The sequence below is a fragment of the Paenibacillus sp. FSL W8-0919 genome (assembly GCF_038003785.1).
Taxonomy (GTDB): domain Bacteria; phylum Bacillota; class Bacilli; order Paenibacillales; family Paenibacillaceae; genus Paenibacillus_AQ; species Paenibacillus_AQ lactis.
Window position 1 is genome coordinate 5,786,816 of the sequence record NZ_JBBOPV010000001.1, and the last position, 25,017, is coordinate 5,811,832.

Below are 25,017 nucleotides of genomic sequence, written 5' to 3' on the forward strand. Positions count from 1 at the left end.
TCAATTTTGCTTATATAAAAGCAGTAACCGACAAATATTAACCATACACATAAGGAAAGGTTGTGACAGCGTCAATGGACCATAGCCGTACACCGCTCTTCACCGCACTCAAGGAACACGCGGCCAAAAACCCGGTTCAATTTCACATTCCGGGGCATAAGAAGGGCTTAGGCACCGATGCCGAGTTTAGAGAATTTATAGGGGATAACACCCTTTCCATAGATCTGATCAACATCGCGCCGCTGGACGACCTGCATCAGCCTACCGGTGTTATCGAAGAGGCCCAGAAGCTGGCCGCCGACGCCTTTGGCGCGGACCATACGTTTTTCAGCGTACAAGGGACAAGCGGGGCGATCATGACCATGATCATGTCCGTATGTGCCCCGGGGGATAAAATTATCGTTCCCCGCAACGTGCATAAATCCGTTTTGTCCGCCATCATTTTCACCGGGGCCAAGCCCGTATTCGTATCCCCGGCTCAGGACCCCAACGTCGGGATCGACCACGGGATTACGATCAGCTCGGTGCGCAAAGCACTGAAGCGCCATCCGGACGCCAAAGCCGTCTTAGTCATCAACCCGACCTATTTCGGCGTCAGCGCCAATCTGAAGGAAATTGTCGATCTTGCCCACAGCTACAACGTGCCGGTTCTGGTGGACGAAGCACATGGCGTGCTGATCCATTTCCATGAAGAGCTTCCGATGTCCGCTATGGAAGCAGGCGCCGACATGGCTGCGACCAGCGTCCATAAGCTCGGCGGCTCCATGACGCAAAGCTCGGTGCTGAACGTCAACACGAAGAACGGCTATATTAATCCGTATCGGGTGCAGACCATCATCAGCATGCTGACGACGACCTCGACCTCCTATATCCTGCTTGCATCGCTGGATACGTCACGCCGCAATTTGGCGCTGCACGGGAAGGAAATGGCTGCGAGAACGATCGAGCTCGCACAGTATGCCCGTCGTCAGATCAACGAGATTGAGGGGCTATATTGCTTCGGGGATGAAATTCTGGGCAGCGAGGCGACTTACTCCTATGACCCGACCAAGCTGACGATCCATGTCCGCCATCTGGGCATTACCGGGTACGAGACCGAGAACTGGCTCCGCGATCATTATAATATCGAAGTAGAGCTCAGCGATATGTACAACATCCTGTGCCTCATTACCCCGGGGGATAACCGGGATACGATCGATACGCTGCTGACCGCTCTGCGCGAGCTGTCCAACGAATATATTCATGTGAATGAAATCAATGAGCTTGTTGTGAAGACACCGGAGATTCCGCAGCTGTCGCTTATCCCGCGCGATGCCTTCTACGGGGACACCGAGATCATTCCATTTAAAGAATCGGCCGGACGGATCATCGCCGAATTTATTTATGTCTATCCGCCGGGAATCCCGATCCTGCTGCCGGGTGAAGTTATTTCCCAGGAAAACATCGACTACATTATCGATCACGTCGAGGTCGGACTCCCGGTGAAAGGCCCTGAGGACCGCAGCATTCAGAATGTTAAGGTTATTGTAGAAGCCGATCCGATCTTCTAATGAAACTTATTTTACGCTAGTCTAACCCGGAGCAGGTTTGCTCCGGGTTTTTGTCCTTTACCATCCATTTAACCAGCGTGATCAGGGACCATAGTCTCTCCTTTTTGCAAATAACACGGGCTAATGACACTGGCCGTTTGAATCACCCGAGGGCTTTGCTTAACGGAAGGCTATGTCCTTCTCCTCAATTTTCCCCTCCCTCTATCCAATTTCATCCGGCATTTACAGTAGCGATGTATAATAAGTTTGGAACCGCTTCATCCATCCATATCATGGTTATTTGTTCTTCCAGCATCTATTCATAGAAGGGAGATTTGTTGATGAAAAAACAAGTAGTTTCGCTCTTCACTGCCCTGCTGCTTATGTCCATGCTTCCATTCGGCGCTCAGGCCGCGGACAACGGATATGGAGGCAAGGTGCCGGCAACCGTTATGTCGTACAACATCCACCATGGCGTCGGCCTGGATAATCAATTAAGTCTCGAACGGATTGCAGGAGTCATCCGGGATGCCGGAGCGGACATCGTCGGTCTGCAGGAAGTGGACCGGTTCTATGGGGAGCGAAGCGGCTTCCAGGATCAAGCCAAAGAATTGGCTGAATTGCTTGGCTATCATTATGCTTACGGGGCAAACCTGGATTTGGCTCCAGCCGAAGGACAGACTGAGAACCGTCAGTACGGAACCGCGATTCTTAGCAAATATCCGATCCTGAAGTCCGAAAACGTATGGCTTAGCAGCTTCGGCAAGGAGCAACGCGGTGTATTGCATGCCGTGATCAATGTACGAGGAGTCCATGTCAATGTATATAACACGCACCTTGGCCTTGATGTAACGAGCCGTTTGGCGCAGGCGCAGGAAATCGTCGATCTCGCTTCGACCTCCGCCTCCGATGGTCCGGCCCTGCTGCTTGGTGATCTGAACGCCGAGCCTGCAAGCGAGGAAGTTGGGCTATTGCTGAACAGCGGCTTATTCGTCGACAGCTTCCAAGGCATCGAGGACGCCTATACTTTTCCGGTTCGCAACCCGTCGGTGACGATTGACTATATTTTAACCTCTCCCGGCGTTTCGCACGCAAACCAGCGTGTCATCCACACAGAGGCATCAGATCATTTGCCGATCGTGACGGAGGTCGTCTTCGCAAGAAAGGGCGGCCATTAACGATACTGTAATCTGGAGGTGTGGCACAAATACTTATCACTAACCTGATGGAGTGAACGCATAGAGCGGCGCATACCAGGATGAAATCCGGTTCCTTTATCGAACGCAAAAACAGGCCGCTTCCGGGAGATCTCCCAGAGGCAGCCTGCTTTCTTGCTCCTATGCGGATATTATTCCTGATTCGCTGCAGCGACCAGCTCGTTATAAGCGGCCTCTACTTCGTTCCATTCCGCTTCGTCCTCGATATTGTAAAGAACCATTTCCTCGTTCTCTTCTTCCATACGCAGGATGACGCCGTCCGCTTCCGGATTGTCGCGCTCAAGCAGCAGTGCATAAAGCTTCTCGCCCACATCAAAGGTTTCTACGAGAACCATTTCCACTTCTTTGCCCTGCTCATCCGTCAATGTAAGCACAAACTCCTCATGATCATGGTCGTGGTCATGATCGTGACCGCAGCCGCAAGCATCTCCGTGTTCGTGTTTGTGTTCGCTCATTGAAAAAACCTCACTTCGGGTTAAATTATCATACTTTCGTATCGTATCACGTAAGGCTTCTTCAGGTCAATTTTTCCTGAGGCGCCCACAACCTGCGTTTAGTTCAGCGCCGTGATCACCTTTTCGGCAACCTTGACGAAGCCGGAATCGGGTTTAACCTGGACATAAAAGCCGACCGAGTATTTGCCTGACGTTTTAAAGTCATACGTAAAATCATAGGTGCGGAACCAAAAATTGTCCTTCCGGTCTTGAACGACCTGGGATTGAATATCCTTGACATGACCGGATGGGTCTTCGATCGCAACCTTCACCGCATGGATATCGTTATTCAGGCTGTCGACCTGGCTGAATACGTTGAATTTCAGCTTGCCCCTGTTGACGTTCCCGAATACAGTGTCCCCTTTGAACAGGAAAATATGCACATTAGGTTTAATCACTTCGACATTACCTGTCTTCGAATTCCAGTCCACGGCACCGTCAAACTCCCGCACCGGCACGTAGGTTTTGCCGTCGATCACATAACCGCCGTCCTTTAATTCGCGTCCGTTGAGCCATACCCGGACACGCTCTTGTACGGAATCCGCAAATAAAAGCGTACTGCCACCCATTAACGAAAGGACCAGAACGCACGCCATCACTTTCTTCCACTTCATCTTATCCGTTCCCCCCAATAGCTCATCATGTTGTTATATGTGTATACTACAACCCAAATAACAAGTTGCGCTCTGTCCAGCAGTTTGTGGAAAAAAATTTGTCTAATTTTGTTGATGAAACTACCGCCTAAGAAGGTATTTAAAGACCGTGTACTTCCGCCCTGGTTTCGGTACAATATAAAGTAGCTTGCCAGGATTTTCACATCATACATCAGGAGGTTACGCACATTGACTTTGAAATTGCAAATGCTTGGCACCGGCGGTGCGTTTGCCAAGCAGTACTACAACAATAACGCGCTGATTGATGACAACGGGTATACGCTGATGGTCGATTGCGGGATTACAGCCCCTATGGCGTTGCACCAGCTCGGGGCTACGTTCAATGACATCGATGCGGTGCTGATCACCCACATTCATGGGGACCATGTCGGCGGTTTGGAGGAGCTTGCTTTTATCACAAAGCTGCAATACAAGCGCAAGCTTCCGCTCTACATCGGCGAAGCGCTTGTCCAGCCGCTGTGGGAGAACACCTTGCGGGGCGGCATGTATCAAGAAGGTCAAATCACCTCGCTGGACGATATCTTTGACGTCCATCCGCTGAAGCCGGGGGTAAAGACGGATATTTCGTCCGGATTGTCCGTGGAGCTGATTCAAACCCGGCATATCCCGGGGAAGAGCAGCTATTCGCTTTATTTGAATGAACGGATTTTTTACAGCGCCGATATGGTATTCGATCCTGCGCTGCTTCGTACACTGGTACAGGACCGGGGGTGCGAGGTAATTCTGCATGAGTGTCAGCTGCAGGGGCCGGGCGAGGTCCACACCACGCTGGAGGAGCTGCTTAGTCTGCCGGAGAATATTCAAGAACGCACTTATCTAATGCACTATGGGGACAATGCCAAAGATTATATCGGCAAGACCGGATTGATGGAATTTCTGGAGCAGCAGCGCATCTACGAGTTATAGGTCGAAACGGGAAAAGAGATTCCAAGCTGTCTGAGGCTTGAATATCCGCAGCAGACCGACGGAAGATTCAGAATACTGCATGGTTTTGGGGTGCATAGATAGGATCGGACCCGGGAACTCTATACCCGGGAGGCGATATATCATGGAAAACAATTCTCAAGAAGTCGTAGGCGTACGGAAAAACGGCGATGGCGATATCGTCGAGCTGAAGCTCGAGGACGGAACGGTCGTCGATTACAAAACAGCCCAGCAAATGGCGAAGAATAAACAAATCAAGAATGTGAATGTATTTCGCGGACGTGACGGTGACGAGCATCTCCGTTCGAATGCCGATGGCGATCCAAGCAACAATTTGGACAATCTGCCGACATTCTAAAAGATCGATAAAGAGGCCCTGCGATCCAACGCTGGGCCTCTTCTTCATGCCAGGGATGAGCAGGATTACAGCTCTTTTTTCATCCGAACATGGGGAATCCCCGCATCGTCGAACGGTTCATCCGATATCGTCTCGTATCCGAGCTTACGGTAAAACGGCTCTGCCTGTACTTGGGCATCCAGCACTGCATAAGGCAGCTTCAGCTCCCGAGCCTGCGTTTCTAATGCCATCATCAGCACCCGGCCGATGCCTTTGGAGCGGAACGGCTTGCGGACGGCGATCCGCTGCATTTTCGCCGAATCCTTATTATAGTAGGTCAAACGGCCGGTTGCGGCATACTGCCCTTCCGATTTGATCAATACATGCCAGGCCTCCGCATCCAACCGGTCATAATCGTCAATCTCCAGATCAATCGGCACCTTCTGCTCCAGCACGAACACATCTTTACGGATGTCCAGTGCTTGCTCCAGCTGCTCCTCGGTCGTCACATTAATAATCTCTGCTGCCACTTGATTCACACCTCTTTATGTAGATTCGTCTATCGGAACCCTCTATCTTTATCAGATCGAAATATTATACAAAAGATTTGATTTCCTGTATAGTAGAAGCTAACGTCTTCTTAGAAAGGAGCTAGGCCGAGCATGGGAATCGGAGGCACGATTTTTGTAGCCGCTATCATTGCCGTCCTCATCATTTTTCCAGTATTCTGGGCAATAAAGAAGGGTTACTCCCGCAAATGGGATGAGGAATAGATAACTTGGTTAAATTGCGGCCGCCAGCCTTGTGGCCGGCGGTTACCGAACATCCGCGCTTGCACGTTATGACAAGGAACCGATCGAGTAGCGGGACTACCGCTCCTCTGATGAACGATTGATGCCAAACGGAATCAATGGGTCAGCTCGGGCAGCGTTGGATCGGATTCAAGCGTTGACATCGGTTCGGGACGAAGCTCCCCATCCCTTGAATATACTTCGTTTTGAACCGAACGGCTGTATACATCCAGCAGAACGGGAGCCGAAGGCGAGTTCAAGGGCTCAAGCTGAACCGACGTCCGTTCCGGAACGCTGCATCCGCTGACGACTGCGATGGTGGTTAGGGTTACAGCAGCAACCGCGATTCGATTCATGCTGAAGTAAGCTGCTTGTTTCATGGAATTCACGCTCCTGTTTATGGAAAAATGGCACTTTTCCTAGTCTGAACCGAAACGTCCTATTTTATAACGAAAAAACCGTTGACAGCCAGCTTGTCTGCTGGTAATATATGAATTACCTCAATTTTTTATTTTATTTCTGATCTGTTAGCTCAGCTGGGAGAGCACCATCTTGACAGGGTGGGGGTCAGTGGTTCGAGCCCACTACAGATCATCACCGAGAGCCCTTGCGTAGCAAGGGTTCTTTTGTTTTATCTCATTCACTCCCCAGTCCAGAAATGTCGAATTGGTGCCGAAAGGGTTTTATTGAGGGTAAAGTAAATCTGTTGTTCATTGGGCTTTACCCCATATCTCAAACAAATTTGTCGATCCGGGTGAATGGCAGGTTCTTTTCCTGATATGTTTGCGCGGTAAGTTGACACATCACTCATCCCGTTAATCAAATCCCATAAAAAAAGCACCCGATTAGGTGCTTTTTTTATATGACACACGATTTCCCGTCAAGGAGTAGAAGGGCACTAGATAAAGCTAAAGTTGTACTTCCTTTGTATTTACAAATTCAGCACTCGTAAGTATAGCGCAGCTCTTTCTGGTGCATACAGACTCTCAATATATAATCTGATAAGTAGGCACGATCACTCCGCTTTCATAAGACTTGATGTCAGTTAATTTCAAATTGATTTTCTTCTTGCTGGCTCCAAACAACGGAATGCCTTCACCAAGAATGATGGGATTGACCTTCAAAATCAACGTGTCAATCAATTGGTGGTCGAGGAGCTTTCCGGCCAGATTTCCTCCTCCGCATAACCATATTTTTTTCTGCTGATCCGTAGTTTCCTGTTTTAGCCTCGTACAAAACGACACCACATCCTCTTTGACAAGCTCCACTTGCTCATTGGATTCAAATTCCATTTGATTCGAGAAAATATAATGCTTCAGTCCAGGATGAGCCGCCTGCGCAATTCCGGAAGGTTCACCCGGCTTCAATCCATATTGAAATCCATATTCATATGTTTTTCTACCCATCAATACAGCATGATACTGCCGGACACTTTCGAAGAAATCACCGCCGTCATCCGCATACAGAAATACGGAATCATCCGCAACGCCATTTTTGTCCGCAATGAACAGATCAGCAGTTACGGCAACATGATACACCAGTTCAATCATAGGATACCACCCTTCTAATGGTCAGTACTTCCACAACATGGAGCCGATTTGATTCTCACTCATTGGTATTTGGTATTTCGACATCGAGAAGTCGATCCCTGCATTTCCCAAATAAATTATAAACCCAACGCTCTTCGGCAACGGAATCATATCATACACCTTCTTCCTGCGTTCTTATGTAAAAGAAAAAGCCGCCTAAGGGCAGCTTTTTATCCTTTCAATCTCCTTCAGTTGTATCTCCGTTATAAGTTATTTCAGGTCAAGTAATCCCTTCTATTTTTCCTTACAGCCATAGGTTTGATAAGAAGAGGGGATTTTCCTTCTGCTATTCAAATGACAAATTCAACAAACGCCGGCGACCGCAGCATGCCTGCCTTGGTCCAGTTCCGGGTTTTCACCTTCGCCCGGATCCGTGGTTTCAGGTGAACGAAATTTTTATCCTCACCCGTTACAAGCTGCTGGCTCACTCCGTAAAAGGCTCGTTTGGCCTTCGGCGGCACGCCCAGCTCGACAATACCAGTCGGCCGCAGACGCCCGTTTTCCGTCATCACAGTCGTTAACCAACCGAATTCTTCTTTCCGGTAGCCGGTGATAAACACTTCGGCATAGGTCCAATTGATGACCTTCTGCCAGGCTGGTGATCGGCGACTCTCGTACCGGCTGCCCTGAAGCTTCCCGACCATCCCCTCGAGCTCCTGGGCCCTCATTTGCCCAAACAGTGCCTCTCCTGCTCCCTCCACAAAGGGTATGATACCGAAGTGTCTGTTCGGCATGCTGATGCCTGCCAGAATCTCTTTACGCCTCAGCAGGGGCAACTCTCGAAGGTCCTGCCCCTTGTATCTCAGGATGTCGAACGCAACATAGGTCACTGGCGATATGTCCATTAGCTGCCGGATACGCTGCTCCTTCTTGGCCTGGAACCGGGTCATGACGTTTTCGAAGTCAACCAGCCCCGTCTGCGGATCGGTACAAGCAACCTCACCATCCAGAAGGATATCATGTTCAAACGGCTTCAGAAGCTCGGGATACTGCCGCGTGCAGCATGTCTCATGCCGGGTATACAACTGGATTCGGCCGTCCTCCTGGGAGAACAGGAGCCGGTGCCCGTCGATTTTGGGCTCAAATATATAATCATTGTGGCTAAATGGGCCACTTGCTGTCTCTAATAACATCGGGCTAATAAACATAGGAACACCTCTCCATCGATTATACCTTTTGGCATGTTCTATGAGAGGCGGTAAGTATTGTAAATCACAACATGAATATCATCCAAAACTCTTTGTTCGGGAACAGCACGAATGGACGACAATCTTTAACCAATCCTTTCAGCGGGGGGGATCAAGTATAAAGAGGCTAGACCGTCATTCTCACACCACACTTGCAGCAGGAAACTGAAGAAGTATTCGGAGTTAAGTTTATACATTAATGATCACAAAGATTTGTTGGCACGTGCTCATATCCCCCATTTCACAGTTGATAGGGATTTAGGGACAAGAGGGTAACAAAAGACGGCTCTGCTCTCCTTTTTGATCCATTTTCTTTGGACTCATCTGCCCTCATTCCTATGCGTCTAGTATCATACCGAATGCCGTATATACCTTCGTAGCTGTTATAATTACCTTATAGTAATTGAATCCGAATCCAAAGATAATTCTGGAGGTTTCTCAAAATGAAACTTATCACTCTGGTTTTTCCATTTATAGCCACGATACTGCTCGTATGGATTGTTATGATCCTCTTAAAGCGCATGAAAAAATAAAAAACTCACAACTGAACCATCCCGACGGGGTACTTATTCGTATGTAGCTATGACCATGAACTATTTCTTTGTCCTGTACAGCTCTCCAAAAGTGACTCCTTTCTATCCCTCCGATGGGTCAATAATTAGAAGAACAATCCCATGCAAAACCGTTTCTTAAACGCTCTAACCCTTATCCCCCTTCTTATAGCTTCCTAATCCTTATTCTTCTTCCTTCACATCGCCCTTCCTCAAGAAATCTGACGGCAAGGCTGCATCCATTATTAATCACCGAAACAACTTCCTCAAAAATGCATAACCAATCCCGCTTAACAGGCGTTCTAAACGATAAAGAGTATGGCGGGAGGAACTCAATCATGGATCTGCTCTTATATGCAGGTATTGCTTGCATCCTGGTAACGGGGCTCTTATCTGGCGCATGGACGACGGGATACCAGCAAAGGGGGAACTTTTATGCGGATTCGAAGGATGATCGGACATCAAAAAAGAAAGCGGCCAATAGGTTCTTTATAGCCGAGCCGGGATCGTATTACTATCAGCGGCCGGGATTGTGTATCTTTTTAAATGATCATAAAAGCACCCCCGCTTCCACATAACCATTTAATGTTCCAACGATCCTGCTCCTCACCTACTTTCCAGCCTATTATGGATCCTTCAAAAAAAGATTGTTAGGTGTATCCATAACAAACAGGAGCCGGATACATGCATCCGGCTCCTTGTCAGGATGTTTCAAGGGGAGACAGCAGGAGTCCCCTGCCGTCACTTCATTTCAGCAATTCTTCCGGTGTCTCGCCGCGGTACACAAATAAAGGGCTTGCGGAATTGACAACAAACACCGAAACCATCGTCAGGGCCGATGCGACACCGCTATAGAAGCGGTGTTTCGCTTTGCCGATCCGGGACATAAGAGCCTCCTCCTCTCCATTGAACTAAACTGACCGCTTGGATGAAAAATACGATCGCTAACGTTGGAGATTGAATCACAATATTCACCGCCACAATCAAACAGCTGATCAGGCGAAGTTTAGGGTAATGCACGCTGGATATACGGGATTGGTCCTTAATTCGGCTCGGGGCAAAGCGGATGACAAGCAGCAAGCTTGCCAAGTTCAGAAGTTGTATGTATAAAAGGCCCGGCTCGAGAAAGGACACCAGGGTGAACAATCCGGTTGTCACGGCAATGCATGCGGCTCCGGATTTCAAATGCATCCCTCCCGAGAACTGCCGCAGGACGGCAAAGCCGATCAGGGATAGAGCCGCCTGCCCCGTATTGCCGGTCAACCATGCGATCAGCATCGTTAGCGATACGATCAGCACCACATTTAACACAATGGCAACAGCATGTGCCAAGACGGGGAGAGTCGATTTATGGTCGGGTACTTGTCGTTTGATCCTCTCTGCGATCCGTTTGGCGGTTTCCTCTAACAACATGGCGATCCCGCTCCTCCGATTGGATGGCATAGTACAAGAAGATTCCAAAAGTACTGGCAAAGAAAACAAAATGAAGCCACAAATGGTTCAGATAAAACAAGATGGCGACCAAGACGAGCACGATCGCGATGAGGACAATCAAGAGAACATGCTCGAATTTCAAACGTGTCCTCTCGATATTAAAATGAAAGCCGATACCGAGTTTATACATGACCCAGGCGGCCAACAGTCCTGTTCCTGCACTCAGCACCTGAAGAATGTATCCGTCAACATGATCGGTTTGCACAGTCTCAACCGAGCCGAATATCAAGGACAAATAGGCAACCTGAATCACGGCATACAGCATGTAACCGATCATCGTGCAAACGGCAGACCAGATGACAGGAATCTTGATAATGGTCGAGTATAAGAACAGGAAGATCAGAAGGGTAATTAACGGAACTAGAAAATCCAAATGATACTCATTGCGCAAGATCAGGCTTTGAACATTCGCCAAGGTCATAACCAGCAGAGCTTGACCCAGGTGCTGGGATATGGGGATCCGCAGCAGGCTCATGATCAGCCAATGAATCGCCAGTGTTTCTAATGTTGAAAAAAACATAAATAAGACAGCTTCCATACAGGACAATTCCTCCTTGCAGCTTAAGAATGGTTAAATGATTCTACGCCACTCCTCAACCCGAACCCTGGAGCCTGCCAACAATCCCACCACCGAATTCGTGATGCCGGCTGAAGAAAAGACATGTGGATATCGAATCGAGACGTCACATATGATGCATGTTCTTGAGGCCTATTCCGGTGGCGACTACCGCTTTCTTAAAAATGCCGGGAATCTCTGATGGAAAGCACAAATCAATAAACATGTATCGATGTTGAAGTTTGGCATAAATGTTAGCTTGTCCAGAACATATTCCATTGAACTGACCCTGACGACCCTCACTTCATTCACTGTGAAAATCTAAGTATGATTATATAAGGCAATGCTGCAGATTTAACAGGTAATTTAATACAAATGTGGCGTCAGAAGAGCAATCTGTAGAAATGTATCCCTCTCGGAAGACGAAGAAGATGATTTCGTGAAGGCTGAAACCATGGAGCGTGAAATGATGTTGGTAAATATAAAAGATGCAAACCGGTTGCAAGAGACTTAGCAGGATATCCTTATACCTATTATACAAGAACATGTGTTCCCATTCAATCCTATTCAATCTTTTTGCACGAACAATTTCACATCTGGAAAATACCGTATCTGCACAATAACTACCGCCGAGATGGGCTTCTCGGCTTGCGTTCAGCCCGGTGGATAGGAGATAGCTTAGTATCGCTTATCCCATTTATCAGTTACGATATAAAGAAAAAGTGCCCTGAAGCACGACTCTGCTTCTAGGACACCCGATTTCATTTGAAAGGCGTGTTCATATATGCGTTTCCGAAAATCCGCCGCCATCCTTTTTCTCTTGGCCATTCTCCTGTCCGGCATCGGAACAAGCTATGCCATGGATTCCCGCCCGATCGACAACGAAACGGAACAGAGGCTCCGTGACGCCTATAACCTGGAGGCACCGACAGAGGACCTGTTGCCCAGCTTCCGGAGCGAGGGTGACTTCGGATTTACTCCGGATGCTCCCCTCTTCCTGCCCGAACTCATGAAATATACCTTCCATCCCATTCTGATCTTCATTCAAGAATGCTTGTTCGGCCGGCCTTGGTGAAAAGCTTCGTCCACAGCCATCCGTTCGCGAACAGCAGCAGAAGGATATAGGCCGGAGCTCCGAACGGAACCGTGCTGCTGGCATAATGCAATCCTCCAAGTCCGCCCAGCACCGGAAATGACAGCAACACGATCCAGCCGTCTTTTTGCTGGGTAACGCTAAAGGCTCTCGCAAACGGCGGCGTCCGCAGCATGGCTTTGGCAGCTACAGGAATGAGCGCAAGCCCGGTCAGCAGGATGATGACCAAATCCCAAACGATCCGCATGCCGAACAGGCTCAGGAAGATCGCAGCATTGACCGCAAACAGCGGCAAAAACATTTTCACGGCATACGCCTTGAGCGTTCCCCTGTAGAGAGGTCCCAGCGATGAGAGCGGTGCTGCGCGAAATAGCCAGAACGCTTTTGGTTTACCGGAGTATTTCAGCATCATCACGGTCGTTATGACCATGACCAGCATAGCGTATAGGACGTAAAAGGATGACCCCGACCGGATTTCCGCCAGTGTCGAGCCCCTGAGCGCCGTAAAGAAAAACAAATAGGGCAAAATCATCGATAAGCCGAGCGAAGGATAAACCTTAAGCTTAAATTCCCGTTCGCTCTTCATCATGCTGGCCGACAATCGGAAGCATGCCTGTTCTTCACGCGTCCTGCAGAACCATCTGGCAAGCGCCCGGTCCGCGCGTCCCCGTTCCTTTCCCGATCCCGCGTCACTGTGCGACAGCTTCTCCAGAAATAATTCAAATGACGGGATATAGCGGAGATAGATAAGCAGCAGCGCGACAGGGCCGGCTACGGCCATAAGCGAGAAAGCGATAATCCAAGGGTCCGTTTCCCCGCCAAGCAGCCACGCAAACGGGGCCGCGAACCAAACCGGTGGAAGCAGCAGCTGCCACCAAGCCGGCGTAAATGAAATATTGAAATCAACCAGCTCGAACGAACGGATCACGAACTGATAACCGATGGCTATGACCGCGGACAGGCCAATCTGAACGTAATTGATCAAATCCTTGAGCTTTTCCCCGTCCCAGTACTTGAGCAGCAGCAGATAAACAAGCGTCGTAACCGCCAAGATGAGGAGATTCATCAGAATAAGCTCGATAAGATAAATCAGGAAGAACATCACGCCGTTGATCAATAAGCCGGTCACGAGCGAAGCGGCCGACAGCGAGGCTGTGAGCAGCAGCATATATATGCCCGCATGGATGGATCTTGCAAGACCGACCGTACGCCCGTCTACCGGCTTCGTCATGAGTATGCTCCGGTCGCGCACATCCAGCAGCACCGACGAAAAGTCCGAAATCATGGAGGTCATAATGAAAAACATGAGGATGGCAGCCACGACACTCATTGCCATCATATAGTTTGGATCGCTAATGTACACGAACGGCGCGAGTACGATCCCCATCAAGCCGTACAGCCACAGGGATCGAATGAACAGGTTCTTATCCGCATCTTCCTCCTTCCGGTTCGTATTCGATAAGATGATGGGCACCCGGCGCGAATCCATCAGCAGCTTCACCTGCAAAATGCGGCGCAGCATCCCGTAATCGGCACCCATTCGGGTCAGGATCCCTTTGAATTTATCCAGCAGCAGCAGCGTCCGAAAGGACGGTTCCTGCGGCAGCATATCAAGAGCCCTCCCGAATGATCGAAACGAACCGGTCCGCAATCGCTCCATGGTTATGGAATCCGGTCAGCTGGTTGAACACCTCTTCCAAGGAACCTTCCTGCGACTGCTGCTGCAGCTCCTTAAACGTTCCGTCCGCTACAACGCGGCTATCGGCAAGCAGCACGATCCGGCTGCTGATCTTCTCCACGACGTCCATAATGTGAGAGGAGTAAAATATCGTTGTGCCCGCGGCCGACAGCTTGGCCAAAATTTCTTTGACCACCATGACGCTGTTCGCATCCAAGCCGCTCAGCGGCTCATCCAGAAACAACAGATCCGGGTCATGAAGAAGGCTGGATATGAGCAGCACCTTCTGGCGCATCCCTTTGGAAAAGGTAGCAATCCGCGAGTGATAGACCTTTCCCAGATCAAAACACTCCATCAACCTTTCTGCCTTCTCATAGGCTTCCTCGTACGAAAGCCCGTACAGCTCGCCGGTAAACGTCAAATACTCCGCCGGCGTCAGCTGATCGTACAGCTCCGCGACCTCGGGCACATATCCGATTCTCCGCTTGTACTCGACGCTGCCATCGGCAATATCCTGCCCAAAGATCCGGACCGTTCCGGTATATCCCTCCACCAAGCCAAGCATAATCTTGACGGTAGTGCTCTTCCCGGCCCCGTTCGGACCGATATACCCGATCATCTCGCCCCGGCGCACATGAAGATCAATTCCGTTAAGCACGTAGCGTCCATCATATTTCATCCTCAGATCCTGAATCGACAGCACTTCTTCCGTAGACATGATTTTTCGTTCTCCTGTTCCCCCATAATTTTTAACGCATGCCTTTACCTTATTATGGAAGATGATCAAAATCAACCTTTCTTGACATATTCGCTTTGCAAAATTCCCATATAGATGATGTCATGCCAGCTCCCGCCCCGGAACAGGCTCTGTCTCGCACTGCCTTCACGCGTGAAGCCAGCCTTCTCGTACAAACGAATCGCCCGTTGATTAAACGAGAATACGCGCAATCCCAGCCGGTGCAGATTCATTTCAAGGAAGGCATAATCCAGCAGGAGCCGCATCGCTTCGGCGCCGTACCCCTGCCCCCAGCAGTCTTTGTCTCCGATGTCGAGGATGCATTCCGCGTTGCGGTTCTTGAGGTCGATCTGGATAAGCGACATGATGCCGATCGGCTTGCCCGACTCCTTCAGCAGGAGCAGATAGCTTTTCGACGAGGCTGAGCCCATGATGACATGCTGCACAAAATCTCTGGTTTCCTCCATCGTGTACGCGTCCAGGAATGGACTCGTCGATTCCATAACCTCCTGGTCGTTTCTCCATGCATGATAGAGCTCGGCATCTTCCATGGTCATTTTTCGGCAAACCAAACGTTCGGATTGGAATAGCATTTTTTCACTCTCCTATGGATAAATCGCGATAACCATCCGTACTCGAGGGCTTCAGCATTAGCTTCAGTGTGTTCCGGAACACATCCAGCTGCTGTTCCGCCCAGGTCGCATCCGGTCCAAGCTGATACGTATCCAGCATCAGGCCGTTGAGAAAAGAGAGGATATACCCCGCAAGGCTCCGCGCATCCTGCAGCGGCTGGAACTCCCCCCGCTCCTCCCCGGCCCGAATCACCCGGCTGATCGCATCGACGGCATTCTCGTAACGCTGCCGGATATACGGATAATGCTTCTTGTCCTTCACATAGGCGGAGGAGAGAAAGAACTCTGCCCGCGCCCGCACCAGCGAATGCTGAAGCTTCATCAGATCCTGCTCGATTTCACCCAGCCACTTCATGAGCATCCCCCACACCGGGGACTGCAGTTCCGGCCCGGTCCACTGAAACAGCTCCTCATCGTCATATCGCAGCACTTCCATGAAGACATGCTCAAGATTGTCAAAATAAGCATACAGCGCACCGCGCGATATGCCGGCCTCATCCATAATGTCCTGCATGACGGCATGGGCGAAGCCTTTCCGGATGAAGACGCGTCTTGCGGCAGCCGCGATCTCCCGCTTCTTCGTTTCTTTGTACTCGTCGCTAACCCTCGGGCACATGGGCATTTCATCTCCATTTTTTAAAATAGACATTATTGTCGTTATTAGCATTCAGTATAAACGACATTGATGTCGTTTTCAATCAAGAACGGACCATTCTTTGAAAACGGCTTGTTCTATGAATGGCTTCCGACAAATCCGTCAACATTCGCGAAATGCTGCATATATATGGGGGAGAGCGAAAAGAGGTGATGCAACATCATAAGGGGGATCTACCGCGTACTCGTGTTTGCGCTTCTGCTGATTTTTCTTCTCCCGTCAGGAGCCCACGCCGCTTCCGGACAGAAGCTGGACAGCAAATACACCCGGTACGCACAGTTCATCGTCATTGACAAATCCAGCAACAAACTGATGTATTACGAAAAAGGCAAGCTGATTAAATCGTTTTCCGTAGCCACAGGAAAAAAGCCCTCCTATACGCCGGAAGGCCTGTTCAAGATTCACGAGAAGGTGAAGAACCGCCCCTATTACAAGGAACGCATCAAGGGCGGCGATCCGCGGAATCCGCTCGGAGCCCGCTGGCTTGGCATTAATGTAAAAATAAACGGAAAAGTCAGCTATGCATACGCGATTCATGGAACGAATAACCCCGGCTCCATAGGCAAGTACGTCTCCGCAGGCTGCATCCGCATGCATAATAAAGACGTCATCTGGCTGTATGACCGGGTTAAGATGAGCACGCCCGTCCTCATTCAAAAATAATACCGTTTTTACCCCAAAGCCGGACGTGACCTGTAATCGCGTACGGCTTTTTAAATATGTTGAATGCTGCTTTGCCCGCTTCGCATTCCAGGCTGGTGCCTAGGAGCCGTATTCGGCTCCGAATTCGATGATATTCCGGTCCGGGTCCAATACGAAGATTTGGGCAAAACCTGCTACGCTGTCGGGGCTAGCCACATATTCAACGCCCATCCGGTCAAGCCACGTCTTCGTTTCGCTGTAGCTCTTCACCCAGATCGAAAAATGACCGTCCGTCGTATCGATTCCCCGTTCCCGCAGCGTGTCGCTGATCGGATGCTCCAGCAAATGCAGCTGCTGATCGCCAACCTCATACCATATTCCCTTCGATTGAAACGGCGGACGCGGGATTTCCCGGAACTTCAGGATATCCGAGTAGAATGCCCTTGCCTTGTCCAAATCCCTGACCGCCAAGCTGACATGATGAATTCGCTCGAATTGAATCATGAATGATATCCCCTCCTTGCAATTGTGCATTTGATTGTATGATTGTTCATTGTACAGGAAAACTTATATAACGTTAATGACCCGCAAAGGAATTACAGAGGAGGAGCGAGTAGATGGATATTCACACGAATGAATATAAAATCGCTGCGTTAAACGGAAACGAAGGCACCTTGAAGGCGATTGAAGATGCGGAAACGAAAATTGCGGAGCTCACCGGCAAGGAGATTACGCTGATCGCCTACGAGAAAAAGCAGGACGGCAGCGAACAGCAGTAGGCTTATTTTGTCCTAAGAGACGAGCTGAACCATAAGAGCTTTTGAAAAATCCGTCCCGTTTAACGAATAAGGAGCTGCCCCTAAGCCAGGTTTTACGAAACCCGGATAGGCACAGCTCCTTTATTCATATGCGGCAAAGCCCGAGCTACTGCATTCGCAGACGGGCCTTGCCCTTGACAACGCATCGCTTCATGCTCAACGGTGAGTTTCTTGCTTAGCGGGCGGTCTTTATGCCCAAAGTGACGATTTCATAAGGTTTGACCGTCATGGAATAGCTTCCGTCTGTGCTGAAGGCTTGAACATCGCCCTCATCCTCCAGAATCGTACTCTTATAGACGCCTTCGCAAGCCAGTTCGGATTGCAGCCCGAGCTCTGCTTGCGTACCGGCCATGTTGAACCAGCGCAGCATCAGGTCGCCCGTCCGTTCGCTGATCTTCATCGAAGAGAAGGCCAGCTCCCGGTCGCTGCGGCTCCAGCCGAGCGGCGCGTACGTCGTCGGAATCGATCCTTCATGAATGCCGGTCTGTGCGGCCGTCCAAGGCACCTGGAACTGGTATGCTTCGGCGTAGGCGCCGGAGCCGATGCCATCGCCCTGATGCGGGATGACCTCCATGCGAACGGTGAATTCGCCGATGCACTGGGCTTCCGGCGTAGGGAAGTAGCCCCAGTCGCCAAGCTCGCCTACGGAACGAAGCAGCGTCACCGCAATCGTGTTGCGCCCGTCGCGCAGCACCTCGTATTCATTCAAGCCCTGATTCGCCACGGTAAGTCCGGCCTCCGAAGTGCTTACATCGACAAATGCCTGCTGGTGGGCCGTATTGCTCGGATTGGTCCACTCCTCTGCCGGCACATTGCTGCGCTCGGCAACCTCGAACATCGAGTCGACCAAATGGGTCTTCGTCTCTAGATCGGTCGGGAACAAGGCGCGCACGCGATGATCCTTCGCCCGGTTATCGAGGGTGGCCTCAATTTCAACCCCGTGGCCGCTCTTGTTCAGAGCAACGACGGTACGAATCTTCATCGGAACCGTCTCGGTGACCCGCTGTGCCTTGCGCTGCGGGTAGTATACAAGCTCGATCTGCTCCGCTTCCAATCTGCTGTCCGCCGATGCCGGGACTTCCCAGTCATGCACAATCTCGATGGCAGCCCGGTACGGCGTATCCTCTACCACCCGGATCTGCGCAGGAAGACCTTTCGTCGTAAGCGCTGCTTCGCCGTTCGGCTGTTTGTACATGTATTCGTTGCCGATGTCCCCGGTATCCTCATAAACGCCGAGGTCGCGGTACACCTGTCCGCCCTTTTTATCGGTCAAGGTAAAGGATCCGTCTGCAGCAATTTCAACCTTCAGCCATGCGTTCTCCAATACGTTCTCTCCGCTGATCAGCGAAGCTCCCTCCGGAGCGGCTGCACCGCTCTTGACCCAAGCGTACGTAGCGAAGCCGACAGCTGGCACTTCACTTGCCTCGAAGGTCAATCTGACCCTGCGCGCCATGTACGGCTGACGGAACCGGTCGTCCGGCAAATCGTAGCCGAACTGCACGCCGAGATCCTCCACCGTGCAAGGCAATGCCTCGCCCTTGTCATTAACGAGTACGCGGCCCGACAGGTCCAGTTCCTTCATCCGGCGGCTCGTTTCTTCCAGCGTAAAGCCTTCGCGGAAATAGAGGCGCCCCGCGTCAAGCTCGATCGTAACCGTTCCGCTGCGGCTCCAGCCGGTCGTATTCCATACGACCAGCGGCAGTGCATCCTCGCCATACTGCGTGAAAGCCGATGTATCCACCGAATCCGCAATCACGCGCACGCTGTCCGCTACGATCGATTCCGCCACGTGACGGCTCTTCTCAAAGCGCGTCACCATTTCGCGGTGAACCTCGTCCACGCTGCAGCCGCAGATGCTGTCATGCGGATGATTCTGCATCAGCGTCTTCCAGGCATACGTGAACAGGTGGTGCGGGTACTCCAGGCCGAGCAGGCTTGCATGGGATGCAAGCGGCTCCGCAACCTTCTCAAGCAAAGTCTGCCCTCGCTGGTTCATCTGCTTCAGGTAGACGCGCGCCGAGGCAGTGTTGACCAGGGTGCCCCAGCCGTCCGTCCGCTGGCTGCGCAGCTCGCCCTTCACGGAGGACAAATCCTCAGGCAGCTTGTCCCGCAATGCCTTCAAATAATCGTCGAAGTTCGAATGGATGAACTCCGTGTCCGGATACAGCTTTCTTGCCGTGCGGATCGCTTCCGCAAGATCGCGCTGGATCGGCTGATGGTCGCACCCGTTCATGTATAGCAGCTCCGGCGTCGATGCATATTTCTCGGCATCTGCCAGCTTGCGGTCCCAGAATTTGCGGGCTTCCTCTTCATCCACGGGAACCTCGTTTCCGTTGCTGTACCAGTTCGCGAACAGAATGCCCAGCACCTTGGAGCCGTCCGGGCTCTCCCACATTAATTCGGAGAACGACGACTCATAGCCGCCGTCGGAGACGGTGTTATTGAAGCCCGTCGGCTTCACGCCGCGTCCGAAAAAGGCATTGTCGATCCCGGATTGACGCATCAGCTGCGGGATTTGTCCCGTCAGCCCGAACGTATCCGGGAAGTAACCGATTTTCGCCACGGAGCCGTAGCGTGCCGCATCCTGGTGCCCGATCTGCATGTTCCGCACGTTGGCTTCGCTGCTTGTCAGGAACGCATCCTGCAGAATATACCACGGGCCGATGATGATGCGGCCGTCCGCGATCAGCTTCAGCAGCTGCTCCTTCTTCTCGGGTCTAACCTGCAGATAGTCCTCGATGATGATGGTCTGGCCGTCAAGGAAGAAGCTGCGGTACTCGGAATCCTTCTCCATCGTCTCCAGCAGGCTGTCCATCAGCTGAATCAGCCGGACGTGATGCTTCTCATACGGCAGATACCACTCTCGATCCCAGTGCGTATGTGAAATGATATGTGCTTTTCTCGATTGTTCCATCTCTCGCGTCCCCCTTGTTACCGCTAGGATACGGTAATTTCAACTTCACGTTCCCGATAGACTGCCAGCAGCGCGCCGGCTGCATCGACCGCGAACAATACCGAACGATCCGCCTCAAGCGTAAACGAATAGCTGCGTCCCGTCGCCGGATCCATCACTTCAACCGGAGCGTCCCACGACTGCTCCGACCCGAATACGAAGAGCGCACCTTTATCAAACGATAGCTTCCGGCCATAAACGCCGGACCACTCGCCGCCCTGCTTCCATACCAGTCCCGTATCCGGACCGGACAGCTCCAGCGCATATCGGTACAGCGCAACGAGCGTATCGGTTCGGTCATTCAGTTCTACCGGCAGCGGACACCAGAGGAGTTGTCCCTGTCCGAGCTTCACTTCCTGCACCGGATATCCGGCAGCCGAACCTGAAGCGCTGCCCGCAATGCCTGCGGCCGGCACTTCCTTCGCCAGCTCGGCAATCTTTCGGTGGCCGTAGGATACGGCCATCAGCCGATCGCCGATGCGGACGCTTTCCTCGCGGCGGACGTTAGCCAGCTCACGTACACCGAGCTCGTCGGCTAGACGGTTCACGGGATGCCAATATGCGTCCAGCCCGATCGGACCGGTTACCAGAAGCGTTGCACCCGTACTTTTAACGATGTCGATCAGCTCGTCGAAAGCCTGGTCCTCCACATTATGGGCGCTTGGCAGAATGATCAGCTTCACCGGCTGATCCCGCAGGGAGCTAAGATCGTATTCGCCGACGGCGCGGAACGGCGCGTTCAGCTCATAAGCCAGTGCCCGCGTCGCCTTGGTCGTTGCCTCGAAGGCCAGCTTGCGGTTCGAGAAATCGTTCGAGTACGGGAATACCACGGCGGTCTCCTCCAGCTTCCGGCCGGTAAACAGATCCCGGATTCCGGCCATGAACGCTCCGAAGTCATAGGAGACGTCCGCCTCCGGCTTCTCCGTGCCGTCAGCGCGCAGCGCCCCGATATGGGATTCATTCGCATTATCCATATAGAAGTTCGTATTCCAGATCCAGTGGATCGCCCCCGCACCTCCCGTGGAGAATGCGTATGCGTATTTACGCTCAAGCAGGTTCCGCAGCTCGGCTTCGCTCCGCTTCGCCCGGCCGTCAGGGGTTTCCACATACATAATGCCCGTTTCCTGAATCAGATTGGGCTTATCCGGCGTTTTGGCAAAAATGCCGTCCCAAATCAAATAATCGTTCAGCCACCAGGAATGCACCGTGGTGTAATCCACCGCTTCCGCATAGAAGAACGGGGACGGCCGCTGCGCGCCGAGGGCCTCGTCCTGCCCCACGGTCACCATATGGTTCGGGCATACATCCTTGATCGTCAAATACAGCTCCTTGGCCCAGCGATTGTGCATCTCCATGGAGAACAGCACATAATCGAGCCAGCGCGTGCCCTTCTTGCCTTGGTGCATATCCTGCACATCGAAGTTGATCTCCTCGGGCTCCGGCACAGCCGCCGCTTCGAATGAAGGAAGCTGCTCAGGCGTCATATTCCAACGCTCCTGAAGCCGATTGATCGAGCCGTGACGCGCCTTCAACCATTCGGCAAAGGCCTGCCGCTCATAGGAATCCCGCGCGGAACGCGGCCCATCCGAGAAGATGCGCGGAGGATCGAACATGGACGGCTCGTTGATCAAGTCCCAATCCACGTTCTTCGTATTCTTGTGTCTTGACACAATCGAGCGGATAAACCGTTTCTGCGCTTCAACGCTGCGCGGATCCAAATAAGGATTCTTGCCTTCCCATGTCTCCGGCGTAAAGGAGAAGAAGGTGAAGGTCACCTGCAAATCATGCTTTTTCGCCGTCATCAAAAATGCGTCGATCGAGCGCAGCACCTCTTCGGATGCATGTCCGTCGACCTGCATCACGTTCCGGTAGGCCGTCCAGATGCCCGTGCGAATCCAGTTAATGCCGGCCTTGCTCATCTGCGCCATATCCCGGTCCCAGACGTCGGTATTCGGTAGGAACAGGAATTTCCGCGCCACATCGGAGGTCATGTAGGTCATGCCCACCACAGGCAGCGGACGTCCGTCCTTGATAAAATAATCCCGGTTGCAGCTGACCGGCGTTCCTGCCTGAAGCAGCTCCGCATCCGCTCCCCAGAAGCCCTGTTTCAGCCTGCGAACCTCACCGTCCGGACCTTGGGCTTCACATACGACGCGATAAGCGCCCGGCTTGATATCAAGCGGAACCGAAATCCGCTCCACATGGAACTGACCGTTAACGCCTGCTTGATGATCCCGGGTCCAGCGCAATGCTTCATCCTGCTCATGGGTCACCGTAATGCGGAATGTCCAATCCTGCGGCTCGGCGATAGGCAGAGCGCGTCCCAGTCTCTGCGTCTGCAGTGTAAGGACGGCGCGCTCGCCGGCTTCATACGAAGCGTAGTTCGGTTTGATCCACAGCTCCGTCACGCCGGCAGCCGTGAATGCAGCCCACCGACGTACCTCCTCTCCCCCGCCCTCTTCCCAGAAGCGAGGGGAGAGGGGCTGGTTCACCAGAAGCCAGCGGCCGCCGGCGTACGGGCCGCCTACATGCTCCCACAGCACCGCAGGAGCGGCGACATCGCGGCCCTCGGCCGTCATTCCCTTAAGCAGCGCATAAATGCGGGTGTCCATCGGGCCTGCCGAACCCATTTGATGCGGAAGGTCGCTGCTCTTGGTTACGTGCGGAACCAGGTTCCATGTATCCGCTACCTGCAGCAGCTCCCGGCTGTTCTCCATCAAGGGAATCTCGTCGCTGGCTTCCAAACGGTCCACGCGCCCGCAATCGACCGGCAGCGCTTCATGGATATGCAGCTGCTGATGATAGGCCGTCTGCTCATGCTCGATTATCCAGCGGCCGTCCTCGAAACGTACCGGGCGCTTGAAAGGCGCGCCCCCGATGCTTACGAGACCGCCTCCGTTCCGAAGGAAATCCAGGATGGAGCGCCATGCGGATTTCGGAAAATACGGAGCGTGCAGGTTGACCAGGCTTGCCCCCGGTCCCGCTGCAGACAACGCTTCCGCAAGCTCATCGGCACGGCACACGAGGCCGAACGATTCCAGAACTGCGGCAGAAGCCGGCAGCCCGGCGGCTTCCGCCGCCGGAAATGCCGGATCATACAATACGATCAGACGCCCGCTCATAGAATCCCCGCCTTCATCGCCTGATAGACCAACTGCGAGAAGAGGCTGTTGGACCAGGCGAACCATGATCTGGTGAATTCGGACGGATTATCGGCATGGAAGCCTTCGTGCATGAAGCCCGTATCGGCATCCGTCGCTTCAAGAAGCGCGATCATCTCCAGCTTCTCTTCGGCGGTCTGTGCCGTCAGCCCCTGCATCGATAATGCCATATGCCAGATGTAGCCCGGCGGCGTATGCGGACTGCCGATGCCTTTGGCCGCGGTGCCCTCGTAATAGAACGGGTTTTCTTTGCTAAGCGCGAACCGGCGGGTGTTCTGATAGATCGGATCATCCGCCGTAACGTATCCAAGATACGGAATCGACATCAAGCCCGGCGTTCCCGCATCGTCCATGAGGCAGTAATTGCCGAATCCGTCGGTTTCGTAGGCGTAGATCGGCCCAAACTCCGGATGACGGTAAATCCCGTACAGCTGAATACCGTGGTCAACGTCGGCTTCAAGGCGCTTCAGCTCGTCCAGGAGCGCCATATCCCGGAACACCCACTCGGCGAACTCCTGCATTTGGCGCAGGGCAACGACCGCGAACATATTGCCCGGAATATTGTAGTGGAAATCGCATGCGTCATCGCTGGAGCGGAAGCCGGACCAGATCATGCCCGTATAATTGACCGGCATGCCGAGGCCATCATTGCGAAGAGAATCCGTCGGGATGCCGTTGTTGCGGGTAAACCGGTACGGCGACTTTTCGAAATGGCGCTGCTCGGTTTTGAACAGCTCCACGATTTTCAGCATTGCGGATTTAAAGTTCGCGTCGAACACGTCCGTAAGTCCCGTTTCTTTCCAATACAGATAGGCCAGGCGGACGGAGAAGCAAAGCGAGTCGATCTCGAATTTCCGTTCCCACACCCATGGCGACATGTCGGTTACGTCCGTCGTGTTCCAATGCCAGTCGTTGGCCGACTCATTAAAAGCATTCGCGTAAGGATCGATATGAATATATTGAAAATGACGTTTGATCAACCCGCTCAATATACGCTGGAGCTGCGGATCTTCCTTCGCAAACGGGATATAGTGGACGACCTGCTCCACCGAATCGCGCAGCCACATCGCAGGGATATCGCCAGTGATGACGAAGGTCGTGCCGTCGTCCATCAGCTTCGTGGTCGTCTCCAGCGTGTTCGGAAAGCAGTTCTTGAAGAGACGCAGCAGCTTCGGACGGTGCGCCAGCTTCTCCTCGGCTTCCTCTAGCACGGCCTGGATTGATGCCGGCAGCTCGAGTGCAGGCATCGGGATTTTGGGGAGTCTGAATTGTTCCATGTTGTTCTGGCTCCTTCTTGTTCAGTAAT

At 52.2% G+C, this 25,017-nt stretch carries 25 protein-coding genes and 1 tRNA gene; 9 read left to right on the forward strand and 17 right to left on the reverse strand.

Annotated features, from left to right (window positions below):
• The first annotated feature begins 74 nt into the window (after positions 1–74).
• A complete protein-coding gene (locus tag NST44_RS26290) occupies positions 75–1,550 on the forward strand; it encodes an aminotransferase class I/II-fold pyridoxal phosphate-dependent enzyme (RefSeq protein WP_210095536.1) in 1,476 nt (491 codons plus the stop codon).
• A 320-nt stretch (positions 1,551–1,870) separates the two neighbouring features.
• Positions 1,871–2,707, forward strand: coding sequence for an endonuclease/exonuclease/phosphatase family protein (locus tag NST44_RS26295; RefSeq protein WP_007129603.1), 837 nt, complete (start codon positions 1,871–1,873; stop codon positions 2,705–2,707).
• Between the two features lie 170 nt (positions 2,708–2,877).
• Here the strand turns inward: NST44_RS26295 and NST44_RS26300 are convergent, their stop codons facing one another.
• Positions 2,878–3,201, reverse strand: a complete 324-nt coding sequence (locus NST44_RS26300; RefSeq protein ID WP_007129602.1) for a DUF1292 domain-containing protein — start codon at positions 3,199–3,201, stop codon at positions 2,878–2,880.
• 98 nt (positions 3,202–3,299) lie between these two features.
• Positions 3,300–3,854, reverse strand: coding sequence for a hypothetical protein (locus NST44_RS26305; protein ID WP_007129601.1), 555 nt, complete (start codon positions 3,852–3,854; stop codon positions 3,300–3,302).
• Between the two features lie 228 nt (positions 3,855–4,082).
• On the opposite strand from NST44_RS26305, the gene NST44_RS26310 reads away from it, so the two are divergent.
• Positions 4,083–4,820 (forward strand): MBL fold metallo-hydrolase, encoded by a 738-nt coding sequence (locus tag NST44_RS26310; RefSeq protein ID WP_007129600.1) that lies wholly within the window; start codon positions 4,083–4,085, stop codon positions 4,818–4,820.
• A 142-nt stretch (positions 4,821–4,962) separates the two neighbouring features.
• A complete protein-coding gene (locus NST44_RS26315) occupies positions 4,963–5,196 on the forward strand; it encodes a DUF3892 domain-containing protein (RefSeq protein ID WP_007129599.1) in 234 nt (77 codons plus the stop codon).
• A gap of 65 nt (positions 5,197–5,261) precedes the next feature.
• On the opposite strand, the gene NST44_RS26320 is transcribed toward NST44_RS26315, so the two are convergent.
• Positions 5,262–5,705, reverse strand: coding sequence for a GNAT family N-acetyltransferase (locus NST44_RS26320; RefSeq protein WP_007129598.1), 444 nt, complete (start codon positions 5,703–5,705; stop codon positions 5,262–5,264).
• Between the two features lie 377 nt (positions 5,706–6,082).
• Positions 6,083–6,346 carry a hypothetical protein gene (locus tag NST44_RS26325; RefSeq protein WP_007129596.1) on the reverse strand — a complete coding sequence of 88 codons (264 nt, stop codon included), beginning with the start codon at positions 6,344–6,346 and terminating at the stop codon, positions 6,083–6,085.
• A 141-nt stretch (positions 6,347–6,487) separates the two neighbouring features.
• On the opposite strand from NST44_RS26325, the gene NST44_RS26330 reads away from it, so the two are divergent.
• A tRNA-Val gene (locus NST44_RS26330) sits at positions 6,488–6,560 on the forward strand.
• A gap of 392 nt (positions 6,561–6,952) precedes the next feature.
• Here NST44_RS26330 and NST44_RS26335 read toward each other — a convergent pair.
• Entirely contained in the window at positions 6,953–7,516 is a 564-nt protein-coding gene (locus NST44_RS26335) for a dihydrofolate reductase family protein (RefSeq protein ID WP_007129541.1), read from the reverse strand.
• Between the two features lie 329 nt (positions 7,517–7,845).
• Positions 7,846–8,703 carry an ATP-dependent DNA ligase gene (locus NST44_RS26340; RefSeq protein ID WP_144866493.1) on the reverse strand — a complete coding sequence of 286 codons (858 nt, stop codon included), beginning with the start codon at positions 8,701–8,703 and terminating at the stop codon, positions 7,846–7,848.
• Positions 8,704–9,631: 928 nt separating this feature from the next.
• Between NST44_RS26340 and NST44_RS26345 the strand changes: the two genes are divergently transcribed.
• A complete protein-coding gene (locus tag NST44_RS26345; protein WP_244869126.1) occupies positions 9,632–9,871 on the forward strand; it encodes a DUF5316 family protein in 240 nt (79 codons plus the stop codon).
• A gap of 168 nt (positions 9,872–10,039) precedes the next feature.
• Here the strand turns inward: NST44_RS26345 and NST44_RS26350 are convergent, their stop codons facing one another.
• Genes NST44_RS26350 through NST44_RS26360 form a run of 3 tightly spaced genes read right to left on the reverse strand, consistent with a single transcriptional unit; the run spans position 10,040 to position 11,325 of the window.
• Complete coding sequence (locus NST44_RS26350; RefSeq protein WP_144878386.1) at positions 10,040–10,180, reverse strand: cyclic lactone autoinducer peptide; 141 nt, start codon at positions 10,178–10,180, stop codon at positions 10,040–10,042.
• A complete protein-coding gene (locus NST44_RS26355) occupies positions 10,143–10,706 on the reverse strand; it encodes an accessory gene regulator ArgB-like protein (RefSeq protein ID WP_186311185.1) in 564 nt (187 codons plus the stop codon). The genes NST44_RS26350 and NST44_RS26355 overlap by 38 nt, the downstream gene beginning before the upstream one ends.
• Positions 10,642–11,325 carry a hypothetical protein gene (locus tag NST44_RS26360; RefSeq protein ID WP_144878385.1) on the reverse strand — a complete coding sequence of 228 codons (684 nt, stop codon included), beginning with the start codon at positions 11,323–11,325 and terminating at the stop codon, positions 10,642–10,644. The genes NST44_RS26355 and NST44_RS26360 overlap by 65 nt, the downstream gene beginning before the upstream one ends.
• An 802-nt stretch (positions 11,326–12,127) precedes the next feature.
• Here NST44_RS26360 and NST44_RS26365 point away from each other — a divergent pair.
• A complete protein-coding gene (locus tag NST44_RS26365; RefSeq protein ID WP_007129532.1) occupies positions 12,128–12,418 on the forward strand; it encodes a hypothetical protein in 291 nt (96 codons plus the stop codon).
• Here NST44_RS26365 and NST44_RS26370 read toward each other — a convergent pair.
• The 4 genes from NST44_RS26370 to NST44_RS26385 all read right to left on the reverse strand — a co-directional run bounded on the left by NST44_RS26370 (position 12,384) and on the right by NST44_RS26385 (position 16,098).
• Positions 12,384–14,045: a hypothetical protein gene (locus NST44_RS26370; protein WP_210095538.1), complete on the reverse strand. Its 1,662-nt coding sequence runs from the start codon at positions 14,043–14,045 to the stop codon at positions 12,384–12,386. The genes NST44_RS26365 and NST44_RS26370 overlap by 35 nt on opposite strands.
• Before the next feature lies 1 nt (position 14,046).
• The gene (locus NST44_RS26375) at positions 14,047–14,832 is read right to left on the reverse strand and encodes an ABC transporter ATP-binding protein (protein WP_007129530.1); all 786 of its coding nucleotides are present in this window, start codon (positions 14,830–14,832) and stop codon (positions 14,047–14,049) included.
• 71 nt (positions 14,833–14,903) lie between these two features.
• Positions 14,904–15,443 (reverse strand): GNAT family N-acetyltransferase, encoded by a 540-nt coding sequence (locus NST44_RS26380; RefSeq protein WP_007129529.1) that lies wholly within the window; start codon positions 15,441–15,443, stop codon positions 14,904–14,906.
• A gap of 4 nt (positions 15,444–15,447) precedes the next feature.
• Positions 15,448–16,098: a TetR family transcriptional regulator gene (locus NST44_RS26385; RefSeq protein ID WP_028406154.1), complete on the reverse strand. Its 651-nt coding sequence runs from the start codon at positions 16,096–16,098 to the stop codon at positions 15,448–15,450.
• A gap of 225 nt (positions 16,099–16,323) precedes the next feature.
• Here NST44_RS26385 and NST44_RS26390 point away from each other — a divergent pair, with 225 nt between their 5' ends.
• On the forward strand, positions 16,324–16,800 hold the full coding sequence (locus tag NST44_RS26390) for a L,D-transpeptidase (RefSeq protein ID WP_007129527.1): 477 nt from the start codon (positions 16,324–16,326) through the stop codon (positions 16,798–16,800).
• Positions 16,801–16,899: 99 nt separating this feature from the next.
• Here NST44_RS26390 and NST44_RS26395 read toward each other — a convergent pair whose 3' ends face one another.
• Complete coding sequence (locus NST44_RS26395) at positions 16,900–17,283, reverse strand: VOC family protein (RefSeq protein ID WP_007129526.1); 384 nt, start codon at positions 17,281–17,283, stop codon at positions 16,900–16,902.
• A gap of 113 nt (positions 17,284–17,396) precedes the next feature.
• Between NST44_RS26395 and NST44_RS26400 the strand changes: the two genes are divergently transcribed.
• Positions 17,397–17,558, forward strand: coding sequence for a hypothetical protein (locus tag NST44_RS26400; RefSeq protein WP_007129525.1), 162 nt, complete (start codon positions 17,397–17,399; stop codon positions 17,556–17,558).
• Positions 17,559–17,772: 214 nt separating this feature from the next.
• On the opposite strand, the gene NST44_RS26405 is transcribed toward NST44_RS26400, so the two are convergent.
• Genes NST44_RS26405 through NST44_RS26415 form a run of 3 tightly spaced genes read right to left on the reverse strand, consistent with a single transcriptional unit; the run spans position 17,773 to position 24,988 of the window.
• A complete protein-coding gene (locus NST44_RS26405) occupies positions 17,773–20,511 on the reverse strand; it encodes an alpha-mannosidase (RefSeq protein ID WP_340901064.1) in 2,739 nt (912 codons plus the stop codon).
• Between the two features lie 23 nt (positions 20,512–20,534).
• Positions 20,535–23,672: a beta-galactosidase gene (locus tag NST44_RS26410; RefSeq protein ID WP_007129523.1), complete on the reverse strand. Its 3,138-nt coding sequence runs from the start codon at positions 23,670–23,672 to the stop codon at positions 20,535–20,537.
• Positions 23,669–24,988, reverse strand: a complete 1,320-nt coding sequence (locus NST44_RS26415; protein WP_007129522.1) for a glycoside hydrolase family 125 protein — start codon at positions 24,986–24,988, stop codon at positions 23,669–23,671. Before NST44_RS26415 ends, NST44_RS26410 begins: the two co-directional genes overlap by 4 nt.
• Positions 24,989–25,017: the final 29 nt, after the last annotated feature.